Raw genomic sequence first — 18,133 nt, forward strand, 5'->3', positions numbered from 1 at the left:
CTGGAGCGAAAAGACCGTGCTGAAATTGTTCAATGATCCGAAATTCCCTGCAACAGACTTCGGGAGAAACAAAGTCATTGAGGCAGATGCATTAAGAAATTATTTCTCAACAAGACACGAAAAATCATGTGATGATACGCTGACATCATCACATGGCCACGTGAGGCAGAAACATGAATATTGAAATACCAATCAACGGTCAGGCGGCAGTTTCCACCGAGATCAGATTCTACACACCGAAAGATGTTGCGAGAATGACCGGCTGGAGCGAAAAGACCGTGCTGAAATTGTTCAATGATCCGAAATTCCCTGCAACAGACTTCGGGAGAAACAAAGTCATTGAGGCAGATGCATTAAGAAATTATTTCTCAACAAGACACGAAAAATCAAAGGACAGATACTGGAGGAAACAACGATGAGACTGGAAGATTTTTATATGGGAAAGGGTTCATACAGAGACACGAAATCAGGAAAACGGGAACTTGTTCTCCGTTACCGGGATGAAAGCGGCGACCTGCGATACAAATCATTTACCCGGGATACTGAGGAGGAATGCCTTCAGGCGGCAATGGATTTTGCCGAAGAGTATACCGGAAATCTGAACGCTGATGATTCCACCATTCCGGAGATCCTCAGAAAGCGTTTCGATAAGGATCTGAAGTTCAATTATATTAAGAAGCAAAGCTATTACAGGAAGATCGAAACACTGAAGATCATCGAAAATGATGCGATTGGACAGATCCCCATCCGGAAGATTCAGAAGCATCACATCAACCGGTTTTTGAAGGAAATCACCGGCTATTCCAACAGCACCATTGAGAAACTGTTTCTTCAGCTGAAGCTGGCTTTCAAAACTGCAGTAGAAGCAGATGTCATGACGAAAAATCCAATGCTGGCTCACGATATCAGAAGGCCCAGATCCTCGAAGGCAGACAAAAAAATCCGGGCACTTACTGAGGAAGAGCAGAAGAAACTGACCGAATGCATTCTCAATGACAAAGTGCCGAAAGGAAGAAACGATTACCGCACGCAGATTCTTATTGCCCTTTACAGCGGCATGAGGATGGGAGAAATCAACGCTTTGTCACCGGATGATATTGATTTCAAACAGAATGTCGTTCATGTAAGAAAGACTATCTCCATGGGCACCCGCGGTAAAGGCTTCCTCGGTGATACGACCAAGACCTATGCCGGACTCAGAGATATCCCCATCAGCAATGCCCTCCGGCCTGTACTGGAAAGAGCCCTTGCGGAGATGCTGCCCAATGATCCGGGCCTGATATTCTATGATCACGGAAACAATCGCGTCATCACCACGAGCAATGTGAATTCCTATTACAAAAGAACCTGCGACAAGTGCGGCATTGAATGCAACGGACAGCATGCGCTCCGGCATACCTTTGCCACAAGATGTATTGAATCCGGCGTTCCTTCCATCGTCCTGAAGAAGTGGCTGGGCCATACTGATATCCATGTTACGCTGGATACCTATGCAGATGTTTTCGACAGAATGAACGATACCGCAATCAACACTTTGGACACCTATCTGGATTCCCTTGAGAGTGAAGAAGAGGCATAATGGTCATCGTTAATCACGAAGAGGAGAAAACCGGATGAATAATAACTATTACAGACTGGATGAACTTGCCCGGAAATTTTACAGAGGCCGGGGAGGAACACTTCGATACATTCCCAACGGGAAGCTGCGCTTGGATTTATACTATGTCGATGATTACGGAAGGAAGCGCCGGAAAGTTTTTGTCGGAAGGAATATAGGTGAATGTTATGAGAGAGCAAATCAATTTGCTGCGGACAGCAAAGGCCTGATCAGCAACAACAAATCGACGATTCCGGAAATCCTCCGTGTGAAACTTGCAAATGATTTAGCCCTACATTTCATAAAGCCTCAGACGCATGGAAACTACCTGACTCTTGTATCGAATATTGAAAACCACTTGATTGGTCAGCTTCCAGTCGCAGGCATATCAACAAAAATGATTGAAAACTATCTGGAGTATATCACCGGCAGATATTCAGATTGCACGATCGATGCACTCTATCGGTTCCTCTCTACTGCTTTCGACATCGCTGTTCAGGATAACGTGGTAGCAAAGAATCCAATGAGAGCTTTTGATATTCGAAAACCGAAATCGAAGAAATCAGCACAAAGTGTCCGTGGATTTACAGAAGAAGAACAGATACGGTTTCTCAGAGCACTCAAAACATATACACCGCCTTATGGGTCCATGTCGTATAAACTGCAATTCCTTGTGCAGTTATACAGCGGACTCCGGATGGGAGAAGTTAATGCTCTGACGCCGGAAGATATCGATTTTGGACGCAACCTGATCCACGTCCGGAACACGGTTATTCTGCTCAACGGAAAATCAGAACTCGGCGATACTGCGAAAACATACAATGGTGTGAGAGATGTTCCGATCTGCAAAAAACTAAAGCCGGTCTTGCAGGAAGCTCTGGAAAAGATGAAGGATAATCCCTGTCACTTAGTGTTCTACGATCACAAGGCTGACAAGGTAATCGGCACTTCGTCGGCATCATCTTCATTCACCAGAATGTGTAAACGGTGCGGAATCGATCTGCGGGGTTCACATGCACTCCGGCATACATTTGCTACCCGCTGCATTGAGGCCGGTGTGCCTGCTGTGGTATTAAAGAAATGGCTGGGACATTCCGATATCCATGTTACAATGGACATCTACGCAGACGTATATGACCGGATGCATCATGATGCGATTGAAAAGCTTGATAAGCACATTTCAGAGATGTACAATGACTGAAGAAGCTTGAGGTTTCAGGAGATGTATTATGATTGAAAAAGCGCATAAACACAGCACTGTAAATGCTGAAAACGTTGAAATCGTAACGGTAGCGGGTAATCTTAATAGGTCCTCCGCCAGATGCACCGGGGTAACCTATACGAACCCTCAAGTTCGTGAGGACCCCGGTTTTTCGTTGCAATCAGCGGGGTTCAAGTGATTCGAAGAGCCTTACGGGTTCGAATATAATCGTAAAATGCGTTTCAAAACTGCAAAGAACCGGAATTCGAACCCACGGGGCTATTACATCTATGAACAAATTGCATTTCTACAGTGTATTCAAATACATTTCCTCAAATTGATTAGGGGTCTTATACTTGAGTTTCTCGTGCGGTCTTTCCGAATTATATCTTTCTACAAAGAGTTTAATGCTTTCTTTTAATTCACGCTCGGACCGATAGCGATATCTATACAATTCTTCCTTCTTCATGGTTCCAAAGAAGCTTTCCATAACAGCATTATCATACGGAACATGCGCACGGGAAAAGGACTGTGTGACATTATTTGCAGCCAACAGTTTACAGAATGATTCAGCTTTATAGTTAGAACCACGGTCACTATGGAAAACCAGTCCATCGTCAGGATGTCGGGCATTATATGCTTCACGGAATGTCCTTTTTGTAAGATATGTAGTATTGTTTTTTCCAACGCAGCAGGCGACTACTTTTCGTGAGAAGAGATCAAGTATCACACAGATATAGTATGGAGTCTCCTTGTATCTAAAGTAAGTGATGTCACTGACCCAGACTTTGTTCGGCGCATCGACCTCAAAATTCTGGTTAATATAATTCTTGTATTTTCCGAACTCCTTATTGTATAGATAGTTGGAATAAACACGGACGCTGATCAGTCCCATTTCAGACATAAGTTCTCTTACAAGGTGCACACTTACAGTTATATCGCGCTGTCTTAGAGCGGCAGTCATTTTACGTGCCCCATAAGTTTCACCGGTATTATAGAAGATATCTTGGATATCCTTTCTTAATTCTTCGCGTCTGAGAAAGTACCATGCGTTCTCACGTTTATTTCGCTTGATGTGGTTATAAAAGCTGCCTCTTGAAATGTTAAGGGCCTCGCAGACAAGATGCACATTGTAATTTTTATACAATCTCTCTGCTTCAATCAGTCGCTCAGTAAGAGATGCATTCGGCGAGCAATATGAATCCTGAAGCACTGAAAGCAGATCCTCAAGATGGTCATTTTGGCGAAGGATATTCCTGAAGTTGCGCGGTGTAAAATCATATTTGCTGTTGCTGCCAAACTTAATATCATATTCCCGCAGCCATTGATTAAAAGTACTCTTCGGCACACCGTATTCTGCAAGCATCTGTTTTACTCCTTCACCTCCGGCAGCATATCGTGACATGATCGCATTCTTTTCTTCATCTGAGTAGTGACGTCTTCCCATGATTATAAAAGCCTCCTTTTCCTTTAGAAAGAATTGGAATATAAGAGAAATTATACCAATATGGCAAAAATCAATGCTTATTCAGAGAAAAAATCTCCAAATAAGCATTTTCTATTGAGCTATAAACAGACTTCTATTATAATTAAAAACGTAGATGAAAGGAGAGTCCCTATTATGTTGATTAAAATATCTATAGAGAATTTCAAATCATTTGATCAGAAAGAAGAACTATCAATGATTTCTTCCAGCAAAATGCAAGGGAATAAGAGTCATCGAATTAAGGTTAAACAAACTCAATTGCTTAAGAACGCTGTTGTTTATGGTGCAAATGCTTCCGGGAAATCGAATTTAGTTGTGGCATTTAACTTTATTAAAGAAACTCTATTAACAGGTTTACCGGTTGAATGTATAAATGATTTTTGCAGGAACAAAGAAGCAAATAAGACTAGAGAAAGCATATTTGAAATTCAGTTTACTGTAGGTGATGTTTTTTACGCGTATGGGTTTTCTGCAATACTTAGCCAAAGGAAAATTACAGAAGAGTGGCTGTTTGAATTAACACAAGATGGGGGAGCACATCAGTTGTTTCTAAGAAAAGGAGGGGAGTCGCCTGTATTGGGAGATAGAGTTAATGTATCTGCCGCTGAGAAAAACAGATTTGCAGTATATGCAGAGGACTTCGCTGAAAATGAAACCAATTTGTTCCTTGCAGAGATGAACAGGGGGAAGAAATATATAAATAACTCTAAGCTGTTGTTCTTTATTCATGCATTTAACTGGATTATGAACAACATTATAGTAATCAATCCTAATATGGGCCTTACTAATACTGAAGCTTACTATAATGAGGAATCACTGGAGAACATAAGCAGATTAATCCAGACATTTGATACTGGAGTTACAGATATTAAAACTCGTCAGATTACAATAGACGAAATGAGTAAGATGATTCCGGTTGAAGTGGTTCAGGGAATGTTTGCACATCTAAAAACTCAAATGCAGATGACTAATCTTCCAAGTATACAAATGACATGGCGCGTAGAAGGTGGATTCTTCAACATTAGGATAACGGAAAACTCAGAACCAGAGATTACTACACTTGTGTTAAAACACGGCAAATCAGCTTTTGACTTCAGCTTTGTGGAAGAATCCGATGGAACCAAGAGACTGTTTGATTTGATAGACATGCTTCTCACTGATCGGCCTGATACAGTTTTTGTTGTGGATGAGCTTGAACGCAGTTTACATCCAAAGCTTACCGAGCGTTTCCTTAAGCTTTTTATGGAAGCACATGATGGCGTAAGAATGCAGCTGGTATTCACAACGCATGAAGACACAATCATGGATCAGAGTCTGTTCCGTAGGGATGAAATCTGGTTTGTTGAAAGAGATGCCGATAATTCAAGTAATATATATTCTCTTGATCGTTTTAAAGAGAGATATGATAAGAAACTTAGCAAGGCATATCTTGAAGGGAGATATGGTGCGATTCCTGTATTTAAGCAGTTTTCTTTCCGGAAAGGAGAGTAACTATGCCTGTACATACCTATACAAATTGGAATACCCGTCCATCTGATCATGAAGAGCAGATAGAACCTTATCGCAAATATGTCTTTATATGCGAGGGGGCAAATACAGAGACTTTTTATTTTGAACGACTCATAGACTTAAGGAAGCAATTAGGTATCCATCCATTGATTGATATCCGATTATGGGAGAAGACAGGCAAGGACAGAGACATCTCATATGCTAAGAACCTTGTAGCATTTGCTGAAATGCATAAGAATAATCCTGAGAATGACTTTGATAAAGAAATAGACAAGATGGTCATTGTATTCGATGGAGATATATTTGAGGAAAAGGTACAAGGATATGATGAGCTGATCGCTTCAATAGAGGAGCATGATATTCCCGCAGTAACAAATCCGTGCTTTGAATTGTTCCTGATACTTCACATTCCAGAAAGCTATAAGAATTATATTGAAGGACATGAACTTGAATTTATCGTTGCCGACGAAAAAGGAAAGCACAGCCATGCTTTGAATGTATTACGAGAACTGACTGGTATGAATTCAAAGAAAAACCCTGAAATTGGGAAACTGGCAGAAAATATACACGTAGCTATAGAACAGGAACAACTAATAAATCAGGATATTCACGATTTAAAAGGACAAGTCAGTAGTAATATTGGAAAGATTATTTCTGACATTTTGAATGAAACACCGGGAACTTACTAGTGTATATTAGTATAATTATCAAAAGTTATGTTGCTTCACACATATATAATCTACTTAACATATTTTCTTAGGACATATACAACTAGTAGTGAGAGGGTAATCTTGGAGATTATACAATGACCAAATAGGGTTATCAGTTAAAAAAGAGTATAGCAACGAATTCAATAATTAATAGAAAAGTAGATAGGTATAGGTAATGAGGGATATCAAGATTTATTTTTCAGATTTTTTTGGCATTGATGAGGATGTAATTGAAGGATATGGAGCAGTCAACGTCTCTCTTATCAATGATCTCCCTTTATTCATTGATCCGTTTCTTCTTTTTAATAGTGAAGATGAAAAAATACGGAAGATACATGATGAGATGATAAGTTATCTCAAATTCTTACAGATTCAATCTGAGGAACAAAGCTATCCATCACGAGGAATGCTGAATTCTTGGTATACTTTTCCTGAAGTAAAACAAACTTGGCTTGGATTTAGTTTGGAGGGAAATTCTGGGCGAGGACTAGGAGCAGATTTTGCGAAAGGATTGCATGGCGGACTGAGTTCTATATTTAAATCTTTTGGGAAAGAAACGATTACAAAAGCTACTCATATGGAGAAGCTTTGCTTAATTAGCCCAAATGTGGGACGGGATAAGATTAGTGATTTCACTACAGCATTTGCAAAAAAGTATTTATTAGAGTACACAGAAAAATTTGCTCGTGCTTATGTTTCCCCATCGCTTTGTGGTGAATTCGCTGTACCAAAAGTAACTTTTGATTACACTACAAAAAGATGGATGCCTGAAACCCATTTCTTACCGTGCTTTAATAACGATTATGTGCTCCTTACTCCGAAATGCATCTTAACAAGAGATGATACATTTATTAACCGTACGGATATGCTTCATAATTTGCAAACAATAGCTCCATCGGTAGATGATGATACTTTGAGGTTTGAGCTGAACAACTATTTATCCGGACTTTTTACACGAGGAAACAAGAAGCCATCAAAAGAGGAAAAAGACCGCGCTGCTGAAATATTGATTCGCACACACCCTGAGTTAATAGATTATTACGTAAAATATAAAGAGGATCATGAGGAGGAAGCAACATCCGTTAGTAGAGAACAAGTTTCAGAAGTACAGTTATTGTTCCAAACCCAATTAGGTGAACTGGTTGATCTCCTAAAGGAAAAGACGAACTTTTATGGCTCTTTACCTGACGCTCACCAAGAAGCTATGGACCGAGTGCAGTACTTAAAGCATGTCATTGAAAATCAGGATGGTTACCGTTTCTTTTATGTCAAAGGAAAACAAATAAAGAGAGAATGCGATCTTCAACTATTGTATAGATTGGTTTGGTTCGGTTCTCCAATGGATGTAAATAGAGAAGTTAATAACGGTCGTGGCCCTGTTGATTATAAAGTTTCATATGGCAAAGGGAACTCCACATTAGTTGAGTTCAAATTAGCTTCAAATAGCAAACTTAAACAGAATCTTGAAAAACAAGTGGAAGTATATAAGGCGGCAGCAGAGACCGATCGAGCTATTAAAGTAATCATGTATTTCACGAACGCTGAGTATGAGAAAGTTGTAAAAGTTTTAAACGAGATCGGCCTTGCGGGATGCTCAGATATAGTGCTTATTGATGCTAGAAGTGACAACAAACCGTCAGCCTCAAATGCAAAAATTTATAGGTGAAAAATGGTTCAACATATATCATATTTATAATAGGTCGTTTTATTGGTTACAAAGCTGGGTACAAACGTGGACGGCGCTTTTCCTCCTTGAAGTTTCAACGTTTGTACTCTTCTGACTTCTTCGAGTCCCATGTCCTACGCCAGAAAGAGCAGCTTTTCGGAGTTGCTCTTTTTTCGTGCAATTCCAAGGGAGGCTTATAGGACAAAAAACGTGTTTAGAATACATGTTAACGATTGAAATTTCAACATGTATGGGCGTTATATCTTTCTGAGAATGAATTATCGGGAGGATATCTAAATAAGAGCGTTAATTGCCCATATTGTGGAGCCAAATGCATCAGACATGGAAAGAATAGTTCAGGTACGCAAAGATGGTTTTGCCCTGAATGCAAGTCATCATTTACACCCAGGATCGATAACTCTTCAAAACAGTTAAATATGTTTCTGAAGTGGTTGTTTGGACGAAGCACTCAAGGGAATATGCCAGGTGGGGGGGCAGAATATTTCGCAGAAATACGGCAAAGTTCTGGAACCTGTGCAGATATGAGCACTCCGGTGCCTGGAAGGCATTGATGTCCAGAATAGCGGAACCTGTAATGGTGGTGTCTGACGGAGGCTCTGGTTTTAATAAGGCACTTCGTAAAACGTGGCCTCATGGGAAACACCAAAGGCGTCTGTTTCAAGTGTTTTCACAGATAAAACGATATACGACAACGCGTCCTAAAATACTTGCAGGGATTGAGTTATACGCACTAACCAGAGCCGCTTTCTGCGTCTGAAATATTGAAAGTTATGCCTACAGACAAGAGTATTTCAGATATCTACGAATTTAGTTGCAGTTATAATTCACGTTACCTCCATGGATCAGTTGTGTATATTTGTTATTATAATGGCATTACTGAATAGATTAGGCCTTTTCCGGCCGGACCCAGTCGCGGGTTAAGTGCGATAGGATATGCGTGATCATAGGCACGCTGTTCTATCGCTTTTTTGTTAAGGAGGTTTGAGATGATTAAATACATTATTACCAAGGAAATCGAAGTAGAGGAATCTGAGTTTGATTGTGAACAGATAGGCGTTTTTGACACAGAAGAAGAAGCAATTCATATGGCTGACATTATTCATGCCGAAATGACCGATTTTGAGAGGTACTATTACGAGATTATTGTATGGAAGGCTATCGGGAATTCAATCGATACAGATGATTGGGAAACTTTCACAGAATGCTATTCAGTTGCCGTATATGCTGCCGAGGTTGATGAAACCGGTGAAGAACAGTTTGTTAATTGCGATAACAATGAACTGACTGATCCGGAAACAACGATCCAGTATTGCCTGTCACCAATGCGGGACCGCTTTAGGCTTTGGGTTGGAGAAGACCTGAGCAGGTATGTGGCTGGAGAATTTAGTGGGAAGTATCCGGATTTGGCATTTGCTCTTGAAGACTGGTACAAGCAATACGGACAATTCGTCGAACGTGATTGGAAGGAGTGTTTTCCTGAGAGAAATAGAGAGATGTATCTTGAACATATAACCCTTCAGGGCTACTCCGAAGAAGAGGCTTTGAGCATTCTTAGTTATCTGCCTCAGACAGTTACTGATGAAATATCTGTCAATACATCAAAAATGATTGAACTGTGGAAAGCGAAAGCACCTATAGTAGAACCTTACAGAACTCCATTATGGAAGAAAATGATACTGCAGGGAACAAAAGACTTATTCTCAAAATGAGTATAATCGTACAGTGGTTTAACAAAGCGTCAGAATTCAAGCTATCCAGAACTTTTTATCTTGTGTATCCCCAAATAAGTGCGACAGTGTCGCACCAATTCGTGATATGACCTCCAGTTTTGAAAACACTGAAATATCAAAAAAACTCGTCAGTTTCTGACGAGATAGATTGCTTAATTTTGAATATGATGGACTTCGAATCTATAGAATCAGTGCAGATAATCAGAAATAAAATGCACTGATGATGACATAATAGAGGATGATATTGACAAAATTTAACTTGTAACATAAAATGCGTTACAAGTTAAATTCTTGCGAAAGAGGAATCCTTATGTTCGAGTATATAGAAAAAGTCCTTCACAGTAATATAGAATGCAGTGATTATGAAAAAAGCGAAGGTCTTCCGTTGTATATTGCAGGCGCTTTTGATTTATTTAATCTGAGAATAGGAAATAATAAAATGCTGATTGCAGTCCCGCATGCTGATATTAATCTGGCGACATTGCGAAAACAGCAGCGAAGGATAGAAGCGCTGACCGGAATGCATTGTGTACTATATCTGAACAACCTGACATATTACGCAAGGGACAAAATGATAGAAGAAGGAATTCCTTTCGTCTGGGAGAACAGGCAGTTATATATTCCATTTCTTGGAATGGTTCTTTCAAGTGCTTCAAGATCCGAACTGCCATACTGTGCAAAAATATCATTTCTGACGCAGAAACTATTATTTACCGCAATTTATCAGCAATGGGATAAAGTAAATGTAACAACAGCTGCTGAAAAACTTGGTGTCAGCAAAATGTCAGTGAGCCGATGCTTTGATGAAATAGAAGCCTTTGGCATACAGCAGCTTGAAGTAAAAGGAAGGACAAGACTTTTGTCATGCGGCGACAAAAAGGTTTTCTGGGAAGAAATACAACCGATTCTGGTGGATCCGGTAATTAATAGCTATGCACTCAGACAGGATCTTAAAGGTGAACATGCTCTTAGTGGTATATCAGCACTGTCTCGTTATTCAATGCTGGCAGATGATCCTTTTCCTACCTATGGATTTACAAAAAAAGATATTGGAAGTATAAACATTAGCAGGTCCGCGCTTGTCCCTCCGGGAGAGATTCCGGGATGCATCGTACAAAAGGTCGGCTATTGGATAGAATTCGGAGACGGAACTAAGATGGATCCGCTCTCGGCTGCTCTGAGCATAAGTGAGGAAGACAAGAGGGATCCAAGAGTAGAAAAGGCAATAGAAGAAATGCTGGAGAAATATGTATGGTAAAAGGCATCGAGACATTCAAAACTTACTTTATTGAAATCATCCATAGACGACTGTTGAAATATACAGTCGTTTTTTCATATCCTTCGCGAGATAGATTCATACCATGTTTTATACTTAGCTTTTTCAGACGCGAGACAGATACAGTAGAAGTCCATGCTTGCTTCTTCATCCGAGAACGGGACTACGGATCTTCCGATCCGGCTGCCCAGCACGCGCAGCGTTATATCTGTGGCAAAGCTGGCAAGTGTAGAGCTCGCGACTACCTGTCTGAGTGAGTCAGTGCCTTCCTGAAGCAGAAACTGCGAGGATGGCATTTTGCATCTTACAAGATCTCCCCATATACCTACTTCAGAAACCATCAGAAAACTCTCACCGTCCATGTCGCTGAAGGATATGGATGTTTCATGTGCCAGTCTGTGGTCATACGGAAGGGAAGCGCAAAGCTGCTCTGAAGAGCATTTCATGCAGAAGCACTCTTTGGCGGCGCCGTCAGGTGTTGTGCAGGTCTCGACCGGGTGATCAAGTATGATCATCTGGTATGTCCCGCCTGCCAGACCTCTGGTAAGGCTGTCAATATCTGCAACCTCAGTAGAAACAGTCATATGTGCAAAAGTGCTGGACAGAAGAGGCATCAGCTCCATCAGCGGTCCCGGTGCGCATGAGCCCACAGTCACGGTGCGCGACCGTCTGTCCAGAGCTCTGACCTGCGACAGCATATCCCCTTGCCTTGACAGAATTTCTTCAGCATACTGGGCTGCCAGCATACCGTTCTCGTTTAGATATAATCTCTTTTTCTCACGTATGAAAAGAGAAACACCGAATTCATCCTCAAGCTTGCCCATTGAACGAGTAAGAGTAGGCTGAGTGAGATGGAGAGCCTTCGCTGCTTCTGAGAGAGTTCGGTGCCTTTTGAATGCTACGAGATGCTCAAGCAGATAGGTTTCAATCATGTTTATCCTCCATGTGATGCGCCTTTTGCATATGTTTAGTATAAACTAAATAAATATACGCGACAAGTATGTTTTTATACGAATGTTTGATTTTACAATCCAGTAAATGCGGGATATTATTAGGCCAACAAAGATACTTAATACTTATAAAACGTGAAAGAGAGATTTATAAGATGAAAACACTTATCGCATATTTCAGCTGGAGCGGAAACACAGAGAAGATAGCCAGAAACATTGCTGCGAAGACTGGCGGAGATCTGTTCCGTATCGAGCGGCAGATCCCTTACAGCAAAAATTATAACGAGTGCGCATATCATGAGGCCAAGGATGAGATAGACGGAAAGATCCGTCCCGAGATAAAGAGACCTTTGCCGAACATATGCAATTACGACAGTATAATCCTGGCGTTCCCGATCTGGTGCTACACATCGCCGATGGCCGTTTGGTCATTCCTCGAGGCGTATCCTGACTGGAAGGGAAAGACGATATACATCTTCCCTAACTCATACACTGATGATTCGCAGTATTTTACAACATCGATGGAAGATGCCAAGAACTCGGCAAGGAATGCGGATATCCAGCCGGGACTTTTCAACAAAGAGATAAAAAAGCTTGACGCATGGCTTACAGAAAAAGGGTTTTAGATAAAGGAGGCACAAAATGGAATATTTCAAGATGAACAACGGAGTCGAGATGCCAATGGCAGGTATCGGTGTTTTCATGATGTCACCACAGGAGGCTGAGGATTCGGTCGCCAGCGCGCTTGAGAGCGGGGTAAGAATGATCGACACAGCTAACGGTTACATGAATGAAAGCGGCACAGGCCGTGGGATCAGGAAGAGCGGTGTGGCAAGAGAAGACATATTTCTTGTTACCAAGCTTTGGCCGACTGTATATGAGAAGGAGACAGCGATCGATGAGACTCTCGCAAGACTCGGTACTGACTACATCGATCTTCTCTTCCTCCATCAGCCTACAGACAACTGGCGCGAAGGATATAAGAACATCGAAAAGGCATACAAGGAAGGCAAAGTAAAGGCAATCGGTCTTTCCAACTTCCCTGAGGACCTTCTGCAGGAAGCAATCGACACAATGGAGATCAAGCCTCAGATGGTGCAGGTTGAGGCACACCCATATTTCCCGCAGACTGAGCTTAAAAAGATGCTTGCCGAGACCGGCATGGGGCTCATGGCATGGTATCCGCTGGGACACGGCGACAAGACTCTGATGGCACAGCCGGTATTCACAGAGCTGGCAGAGAAGTATGGCAAATCCAATGCTCAGATCATCCTCAGATGGCACATCCAGAGCGGCGATGTTATCTTCCCGGGATCAAAGAATCCTGCACACATCAGAGACAACTTCGATATTTTCGATTTCAAGCTCACTGATGAAGACATGGCGAAGATCGCAGAAGTAGACAACGGTAGACGCTACTATGAGGCCAGCCCGGAACTCATTGCCCAGTATGCGAAGATGGAGCTCCAGCCGGATCTCTAAACAGAAGGAAACATAGGGGAGACAGGAGACGGGTCTCTGTCTCCCTTAAAGCATAGGAATGAAAGGACAAAGATATGAATACATTTACATACAGTTATCCTGTTAAGGTGTATTTCGGCGAGAGGGCTGCTGATGCCAATCTCGCCGGAGAGCTCGCAAAGGTCGGTATCAATGTTATGCTGGCGTACGGCGGAGGTTCCATCAAGCGCAACGGAATATATGATGAGCTGATGACCATCCTCAAGGACGCAGGTAAAAATGTTGTCGAGTTTACGGGAATCATGTCAAATCCGACTTATGACAGGTGCAGGAAGGCTCCCGTATCGCGAAGGAGAACATTGTTGACTTCATTCTTGCTGTAGGAGGCGGATCGGTAATCGACTGCTGCAAGGTTGTATCTGCACAGACAAAGCTTGATGAGGATATCTGGAAATTTGAATACGTCAAGGGCGGAAAGCCATCTGAGTTCATCCCGATGGGCGCTGTTGTGACGGCTTTCGGAACAGGCGCAGAGATGAACAACGGGGCTGTCATCACCAACACAGAAAAGATGATGAAGTCACCTGTATGGGGAGCGTTCTATGATTTTGCAATTCTTGATCCGGCATACACGATGTCTATGCCTCTCAGGCAGGTAATATCCGGAGCCTTCGACTCACTCTCTCACAGCATGGAGACATACATGGGATATCCAAGGGACATCAACCTGACAGATGAGATAAATGAAGCGACTCAGAGGAACATAATCCGCAATATACGCGCGACACTCAAGGATCCGGACAATATTCAGGCCAGAAGCGAGCTTGTATGGGCTGCTGCCATGGCTGAGAACGGCATTCTCAAGATCGGCAAAGTAACTGACTTCCAGTGCCATATGCTCGAGCACCAGCTAGGTGCATATACTGACTGCAATCACGGACAGGGCCTCGCCGTACTGCATCCGGTACTGTACCGCCATATGATGCCTGAGGCAAATAAGCAGTTCGCGCGCATGGCGACTGAAGTGTGGTGCATAGACCCTGCAGGGAAGAGTGAAGAAGAGCTCGCAGCAGCATTTGTTGACGCACTTGAAGCATTCATCAGGGAGATAGGACCTCCGTCGAGCTTTGCTGAGATGGGGATCACAGACGCAGATTTCAAGGCTATTGCGGACACTACCGAACTTACAGGCGGATGCGCAAAAAAATTCTCCAGGGAAGAACTGCTTGAGGTTCTTGAGGAGTGCAAATAGGTGCGGGCTGCAGGGGAGACAGGTAATACTCCTGTCTCCTCATAATGTGCTAAGGGGGAAGGCAGCATGCGGAAGATCATCAAGATCATCATATCTATAATAGTGTTCCTGCTGGCATGCTGCTTTTGCCCATGTTCAGGAAGAAACACTGCACAGTATGCGGAGCGCACAGGAGGTGCTGAATCAGAATTTCCTGACATTGAAAGCGAAGAAGAGAAAGAAATGGCTTCTCCTGATGGGAAAGAGACAAAATTGAAAGAATATTACACAAGAAAAAGCAGAATACAGGATGTGGCAGGTGACACGGTTTTCGTATACGCCAATTGAATATGCCAGAGATGGAAAAGCAGAATCGGTTTATTTTTACTGTACTCTGCGTGATGATCTGGATTATCATCTTGAAGTGAAGACGGGAATCGTCCCTGTTCACATAGATGATGACACTTTCAGCCTCTCTGCAATTTTAATGGACGAAGACTTCTATAAATTCATGATGACAGGCCGTAGAACCGTGGATAGAATCAGTATTTTGACCGCTGATCACATCATTCAATTCAAGATTTGTGCATGGTTGAATCTAACAAAGAAAAAATCCTTAGGAGAACATGTAAATAGCAAAGATTTAAAGAAACAAAAGTATGATGTGTTCCGACTTTGGGCTCCTGGTCTTTTATTTTGATTTACGCCAGATTGAACAGTTTTTCAAAGTTGCTTTTCCCTTACGTAATTCAAATTAATTCAGTAGTTGCAAGGAGTTGCTGGTTTAAGGACTCCCGAACCTACAGGGCCTTCGGCCTTTTGACGCCATATGAATACTTTGGTAAGATAGAAAGAAATTTTTCAACTTAAATCACAGATGAACGAAGGGTGGGACAAACCTTCATCTCAGAGAATTGAGATGACAGACATTTGTTCAAGAAGGGGAGAATACTATGGAGTCTTTTGAATACACATGTAAGGCGACACTTGGATTGCACGCCAGACCATCAGCTATACTTGCTACAGAATGCACTAAGCTGAAGAGCACCGTTACTATTGCTGCAAACGGTAAAGTGGCTCAGGGAAATGACGTTCTTGCACTGGTTGCTCTCCGTGCAGGACTGGGGGACAAGCTGGTAATTTCAGCAGAGGGACCTACTGAGGAGCAGGATATTGCGCGCCTTAAAGAGGTTTTTTCGGACATTATCCCGATTGACAAAAACCTTGATGTTCTGAAAGTAGCTTTCTACGGTACAAAAGAATATGATCGCATATATTTTGATGAGCTGGCAAAGGATATTGGAGAGGGTGCATATAATGTGGACATCACCTACTTCTCAAGCCGCCTTACCTCTGAAACAGCACATCTTTCACAGGGATTTGATGCTGTGTGCATATTTGTTAATGATGAAGCACCGGCAGAAGTGGTTGAGGCTCTTAAGGAAAATGGTGTCAGGCTCATATTGCTGCGCTGCGCAGGTTTCAACAATGTAGATCTTGAGGCGGCAAAGGCTTGCGGCATGACGATCCTCCGTGTTCCTGCATATTCCCCATCTGCGGTTGCAGAACACGCTATGGCTATTCTGCAGGCAGCCAATCGCCGCCTGTATAAGGCCTATAACAAGGTGAAAGACAATAACTTTTCCTTGAACGGGCTCCTTGGAACAGACCTTCACAATAAAACTGCAGGAATAATAACAACGGGAAAAATCGGAAGATGCATGGCCCATATATGTAAGGGCTATGGTATGAACGTCATCGCATGGGATGCTTATCCTGATAAGAGCCTGGAGGACAGTGGCCTCTTAACATATGTAAGTAAGGAAGAGCTGTTCAGAAAGTCCGATCTGATTTCAATTCATGGCCCTCTTGTGATGGGTGAAGGCGGTACATATCACCTGATCGACAAGGAAGCCATAAGCATGATGAAAGACGGGGTTATGATGGTGAATACTGCACGGGGCGGGTTCATAGATCTTGATGCACTTATTGAAGCGCTACGTGCAAATAAGTTCCATGCAGTGGCCCTTGATGTGTACGAAGGTGAGGAGCAGAACGTATACACGGATCACTCAGACGATATACTCCAGAATGATATTACTGCAAGGCTCATGTCCTTCCCTCAGGTCATGATTACCTCTCATCAGGCATTCTTTACTCGGGAAGCCCTTCAGGCCATTGCTGCTGAAACAATGGAGAACGCCAGGAACTTCCTTCAGGGATATCCTTACGGAGATGCGCAGGTCCTTTAGGCGCTGATATAACCCATAAATCGGGCCACATTCCGAAAACTTACATGGTCTTCCATGGTACAGGTTACGGAATGTGGCCCTTTTGGTCTGGCATCAATGATTTCACTTACCTGTTATTCATGATGCCCGTGGCAGCCATGCTGGTGATCTCCGTGGCAGCCATGGTCTCCATGTCCGTGATGATCACAGGTGGCTCCGTTCTGAACGGTGATTTTTCCGTCTATTAAATTCTGAACGGCAGCGTCCACATCCCCTGAGACTCCCGAATAAACCGTTATTCCTGCTTCATCCAGGGCATTTTTTGCACCCTGCCCAAGGCCTCCGCAAATCAAAGCTTCTACGCCGGCGGATTTCAGGAAGCCTGCAAGAGCACCGTGGCCGTTTCCATTTGTGTCAATTACCTGTTCCTGATTTATCTTTCCTTCCTCAATGTCAAAGAGCTTAAACTGCTCTGTGCGTCCGAAGTGCTGAAAAACCTCTCCGTTGTCAAATGTAACCGCTACTCTCATTTCTTTTTCTCCTTTTGGTTTAATTTCTCCAATAAAGTGATTAGATAGTTTATAACTTCCGCCCTCTATACGAAGGGTTTTGCCGTCAACAAGACACTGGGCTAATTTCTTTCGTGCACTTTCATAAATAGCCGTAATAGTGGTCCGGGCAACGCCCATTTTCTCGGCACATTCCTCCTGTTTCAGCCCTTCCTTGTCCAGCAGGCGGATAGTTTCATACTCGTCAAGGCTCATGATTACAGTATCCCTTGATGGATCGTCCAGGGCAGCAAAACTCCAGTGATCCGGGTATGAGTCTATGAATCTGCATCTGTGAGGTCGTGGCATGAAAACTCCTTTCTGACATATGTCGATATTATGGTACTGCTGTTATTGTCATATGTCAATAATAAACGGTGCCCATAATACATTTCACTCAGTTAGCTGCAAGTGAAAACCCCGGAGCAATTCCAGTTTGCTCCGGGGTTTTCGTGATGAAAAATTAATTAGATAAAGGTATTTTATCTTAAGGAGATACTTTAATTATGAAATATG

The 18,133-nt window shown here is 42.5% G+C and carries 18 protein-coding genes and 2 pseudogenes; 17 read left to right on the forward strand and 3 right to left on the reverse strand.

Features of this window, described 5'->3' with window-relative positions:
* The 4 genes from FYJ66_RS09200 to FYJ66_RS06455 form a co-directional block, all read left to right on the forward strand.
* A partial coding sequence (locus FYJ66_RS09200; protein WP_206157019.1) for a hypothetical protein occupies positions 1-184 on the forward strand: 184 nt, incomplete at its 5' end.
* A complete protein-coding gene (locus tag FYJ66_RS06445) occupies positions 174-419 on the forward strand; it encodes a helix-turn-helix domain-containing protein (RefSeq protein WP_154572698.1) in 246 nt (81 codons plus the stop codon). The genes FYJ66_RS09200 and FYJ66_RS06445, both read left to right, overlap by 11 nt.
* On the forward strand, positions 416-1,579 hold the full coding sequence (locus tag FYJ66_RS06450) for a tyrosine-type recombinase/integrase (protein WP_154572699.1): 1,164 nt from the start codon (positions 416-418) through the stop codon (positions 1,577-1,579). Before FYJ66_RS06445 ends, FYJ66_RS06450 begins: the two co-directional genes overlap by 4 nt.
* 34 nt (positions 1,580-1,613) lie before the next feature.
* Positions 1,614-2,798, forward strand: coding sequence for a tyrosine-type recombinase/integrase (locus tag FYJ66_RS06455; protein ID WP_154572700.1), 1,185 nt, complete (start codon positions 1,614-1,616; stop codon positions 2,796-2,798).
* Between the two features lie 307 nt (positions 2,799-3,105).
* Here the strand turns inward: FYJ66_RS06455 and FYJ66_RS06460 are convergent, their stop codons facing one another.
* Positions 3,106-4,245, reverse strand: coding sequence for an IS3 family transposase (locus FYJ66_RS06460; protein ID WP_154572701.1), 1,140 nt, complete (start codon positions 4,243-4,245; stop codon positions 3,106-3,108).
* A gap of 60 nt (positions 4,246-4,305) precedes the next feature.
* On the opposite strand from FYJ66_RS06460, the gene FYJ66_RS06465 reads away from it, so the two are divergent.
* The 6 genes and pseudogenes from FYJ66_RS06465 to FYJ66_RS06485 all read left to right on the forward strand — a co-directional run bounded on the left by FYJ66_RS06465 (position 4,306) and on the right by FYJ66_RS06485 (position 11,178).
* Positions 4,306-5,775, forward strand: a complete 1,470-nt coding sequence (locus FYJ66_RS06465) for an AAA family ATPase (protein WP_235897383.1) — start codon at positions 4,306-4,308, stop codon at positions 5,773-5,775.
* 2 nt (positions 5,776-5,777) lie between these two features.
* Positions 5,778-6,482, forward strand: coding sequence for an RloB family protein (locus tag FYJ66_RS06470; RefSeq protein ID WP_154572702.1), 705 nt, complete (start codon positions 5,778-5,780; stop codon positions 6,480-6,482).
* Between the two features lie 196 nt (positions 6,483-6,678).
* Positions 6,679-8,169 carry a hypothetical protein gene (locus FYJ66_RS06475; RefSeq protein ID WP_154572703.1) on the forward strand — a complete coding sequence of 497 codons (1,491 nt, stop codon included), beginning with the start codon at positions 6,679-6,681 and terminating at the stop codon, positions 8,167-8,169.
* A gap of 335 nt (positions 8,170-8,504) precedes the next feature.
* Positions 8,505-8,929 (forward strand): annotated as a pseudogene (locus tag FYJ66_RS09315) (IS1/IS1595 family N-terminal zinc-binding domain-containing protein); the annotation flags it as partial.
* Between the two features lie 247 nt (positions 8,930-9,176).
* Positions 9,177-9,899 carry a hypothetical protein gene (locus tag FYJ66_RS06480; protein WP_154572704.1) on the forward strand — a complete coding sequence of 241 codons (723 nt, stop codon included), beginning with the start codon at positions 9,177-9,179 and terminating at the stop codon, positions 9,897-9,899.
* Between the two features lie 331 nt (positions 9,900-10,230).
* Complete coding sequence (locus FYJ66_RS06485; protein WP_154572705.1) at positions 10,231-11,178, forward strand: hypothetical protein; 948 nt, start codon at positions 10,231-10,233, stop codon at positions 11,176-11,178.
* A 74-nt stretch (positions 11,179-11,252) separates the two neighbouring features.
* Here FYJ66_RS06485 and FYJ66_RS06490 read toward each other — a convergent pair whose 3' ends face one another.
* The gene (locus FYJ66_RS06490; RefSeq protein WP_154572706.1) at positions 11,253-12,128 is read right to left on the reverse strand and encodes a LysR family transcriptional regulator; all 876 of its coding nucleotides are present in this window, start codon (positions 12,126-12,128) and stop codon (positions 11,253-11,255) included.
* Between the two features lie 173 nt (positions 12,129-12,301).
* On the opposite strand from FYJ66_RS06490, the gene FYJ66_RS06495 reads away from it, so the two are divergent.
* The 7 genes and pseudogenes from FYJ66_RS06495 (at position 12,302) to FYJ66_RS06520 (ending at position 17,090) form a co-directional block, all read left to right on the forward strand.
* Positions 12,302-12,772, forward strand: coding sequence for a flavodoxin (locus tag FYJ66_RS06495; RefSeq protein ID WP_206157020.1), 471 nt, complete (start codon positions 12,302-12,304; stop codon positions 12,770-12,772).
* Between the two features lie 16 nt (positions 12,773-12,788).
* Positions 12,789-13,628 (forward strand): aldo/keto reductase, encoded by an 840-nt coding sequence (locus FYJ66_RS06500; RefSeq protein ID WP_154572708.1) that lies wholly within the window; start codon positions 12,789-12,791, stop codon positions 13,626-13,628.
* A 74-nt stretch (positions 13,629-13,702) separates the two neighbouring features.
* A pseudogene (locus FYJ66_RS09510) lies at positions 13,703-14,172 on the forward strand (iron-containing alcohol dehydrogenase); the annotation flags it as partial.
* A gap of 138 nt (positions 14,173-14,310) precedes the next feature.
* Positions 14,311-14,859, forward strand: coding sequence for a dehydroquinate synthase/iron-containing alcohol dehydrogenase family protein (locus tag FYJ66_RS09515; protein WP_465250564.1), 549 nt, complete (start codon positions 14,311-14,313; stop codon positions 14,857-14,859).
* Positions 14,860-14,925: 66 nt separating this feature from the next.
* Positions 14,926-15,186, forward strand: a complete 261-nt coding sequence (locus FYJ66_RS06510) for a hypothetical protein (RefSeq protein WP_154572709.1) — start codon at positions 14,926-14,928, stop codon at positions 15,184-15,186.
* Positions 15,149-15,538, forward strand: coding sequence for a hypothetical protein (locus tag FYJ66_RS06515; protein WP_235897384.1), 390 nt, complete (start codon positions 15,149-15,151; stop codon positions 15,536-15,538). The genes FYJ66_RS06510 and FYJ66_RS06515 overlap by 38 nt, the downstream gene beginning before the upstream one ends.
* Before the next feature lie 253 nt (positions 15,539-15,791).
* A complete protein-coding gene (locus tag FYJ66_RS06520; protein WP_154572710.1) occupies positions 15,792-17,090 on the forward strand; it encodes an HPr family phosphocarrier protein in 1,299 nt (432 codons plus the stop codon).
* A 113-nt stretch (positions 17,091-17,203) separates the two neighbouring features.
* Here FYJ66_RS06520 and FYJ66_RS06525 read toward each other — a convergent pair whose 3' ends face one another.
* Entirely contained in the window at positions 17,204-17,926 is a 723-nt protein-coding gene (locus tag FYJ66_RS06525) for a DUF134 domain-containing protein (protein ID WP_154572711.1), read from the reverse strand.
* Positions 17,927-18,133 lie beyond the last annotated feature (207 nt).

Origin of the sequence: Allobaileyella intestinalis (genome assembly GCF_009695865.1) — a bacterium.
Taxonomy (GTDB): Bacteria; Bacillota; Clostridia; order Peptostreptococcales; family Anaerovoracaceae; genus Allobaileyella; species Allobaileyella intestinalis.

What these genes read in the sequence shown, in the direction of transcription:
- FYJ66_RS06445 (WP_154572698.1), top strand. Translation starts at nt 174, where the DNA reads ATGAATATTGAAATACCAATCAACGGTCAGGCGGCAGTTTCCACCGAG.
- FYJ66_RS06450 (WP_154572699.1), top strand. Translation starts at nt 416, where the DNA reads ATGAGACTGGAAGATTTTTATATGGGAAAGGGTTCATACAGAGACACG.
- FYJ66_RS06455 (WP_154572700.1), top strand. Translation starts at nt 1,614, where the DNA reads ATGAATAATAACTATTACAGACTGGATGAACTTGCCCGGAAATTTTAC.
- FYJ66_RS06460 (WP_154572701.1), bottom strand. Translation starts at nt 4,245, where the DNA reads ATGGGAAGACGTCACTACTCAGATGAAGAAAAGAATGCGATCATGTCA.
- FYJ66_RS06465 (WP_235897383.1), top strand. Translation starts at nt 4,306, where the DNA reads ATGGCAAAAATCAATGCTTATTCAGAGAAAAAATCTCCAAATAAGCAT.
- FYJ66_RS06470 (WP_154572702.1), top strand. Translation starts at nt 5,778, where the DNA reads ATGCCTGTACATACCTATACAAATTGGAATACCCGTCCATCTGATCAT.
- FYJ66_RS06475 (WP_154572703.1), top strand. Translation starts at nt 6,679, where the DNA reads ATGAGGGATATCAAGATTTATTTTTCAGATTTTTTTGGCATTGATGAG.
- FYJ66_RS06480 (WP_154572704.1), top strand. Translation starts at nt 9,177, where the DNA reads ATGATTAAATACATTATTACCAAGGAAATCGAAGTAGAGGAATCTGAG.
- FYJ66_RS06485 (WP_154572705.1), top strand. Translation starts at nt 10,231, where the DNA reads ATGTTCGAGTATATAGAAAAAGTCCTTCACAGTAATATAGAATGCAGT.
- FYJ66_RS06490 (WP_154572706.1), bottom strand. Translation starts at nt 12,128, where the DNA reads ATGATTGAAACCTATCTGCTTGAGCATCTCGTAGCATTCAAAAGGCAC.
- FYJ66_RS06495 (WP_206157020.1), top strand. Translation starts at nt 12,302, where the DNA reads ATGAAAACACTTATCGCATATTTCAGCTGGAGCGGAAACACAGAGAAG.
- FYJ66_RS06500 (WP_154572708.1), top strand. Translation starts at nt 12,789, where the DNA reads ATGGAATATTTCAAGATGAACAACGGAGTCGAGATGCCAATGGCAGGT.
- FYJ66_RS09515 (WP_465250564.1), top strand. Translation starts at nt 14,311, where the DNA reads ATGGGATATCCAAGGGACATCAACCTGACAGATGAGATAAATGAAGCG.
- FYJ66_RS06510 (WP_154572709.1), top strand. Translation starts at nt 14,926, where the DNA reads ATGCGGAAGATCATCAAGATCATCATATCTATAATAGTGTTCCTGCTG.
- FYJ66_RS06515 (WP_235897384.1), top strand. Translation starts at nt 15,149, where the DNA reads ATGTGGCAGGTGACACGGTTTTCGTATACGCCAATTGAATATGCCAGA.
- FYJ66_RS06520 (WP_154572710.1), top strand. Translation starts at nt 15,792, where the DNA reads ATGGAGTCTTTTGAATACACATGTAAGGCGACACTTGGATTGCACGCC.
- FYJ66_RS06525 (WP_154572711.1), bottom strand. Translation starts at nt 17,926, where the DNA reads ATGCCACGACCTCACAGATGCAGATTCATAGACTCATACCCGGATCAC.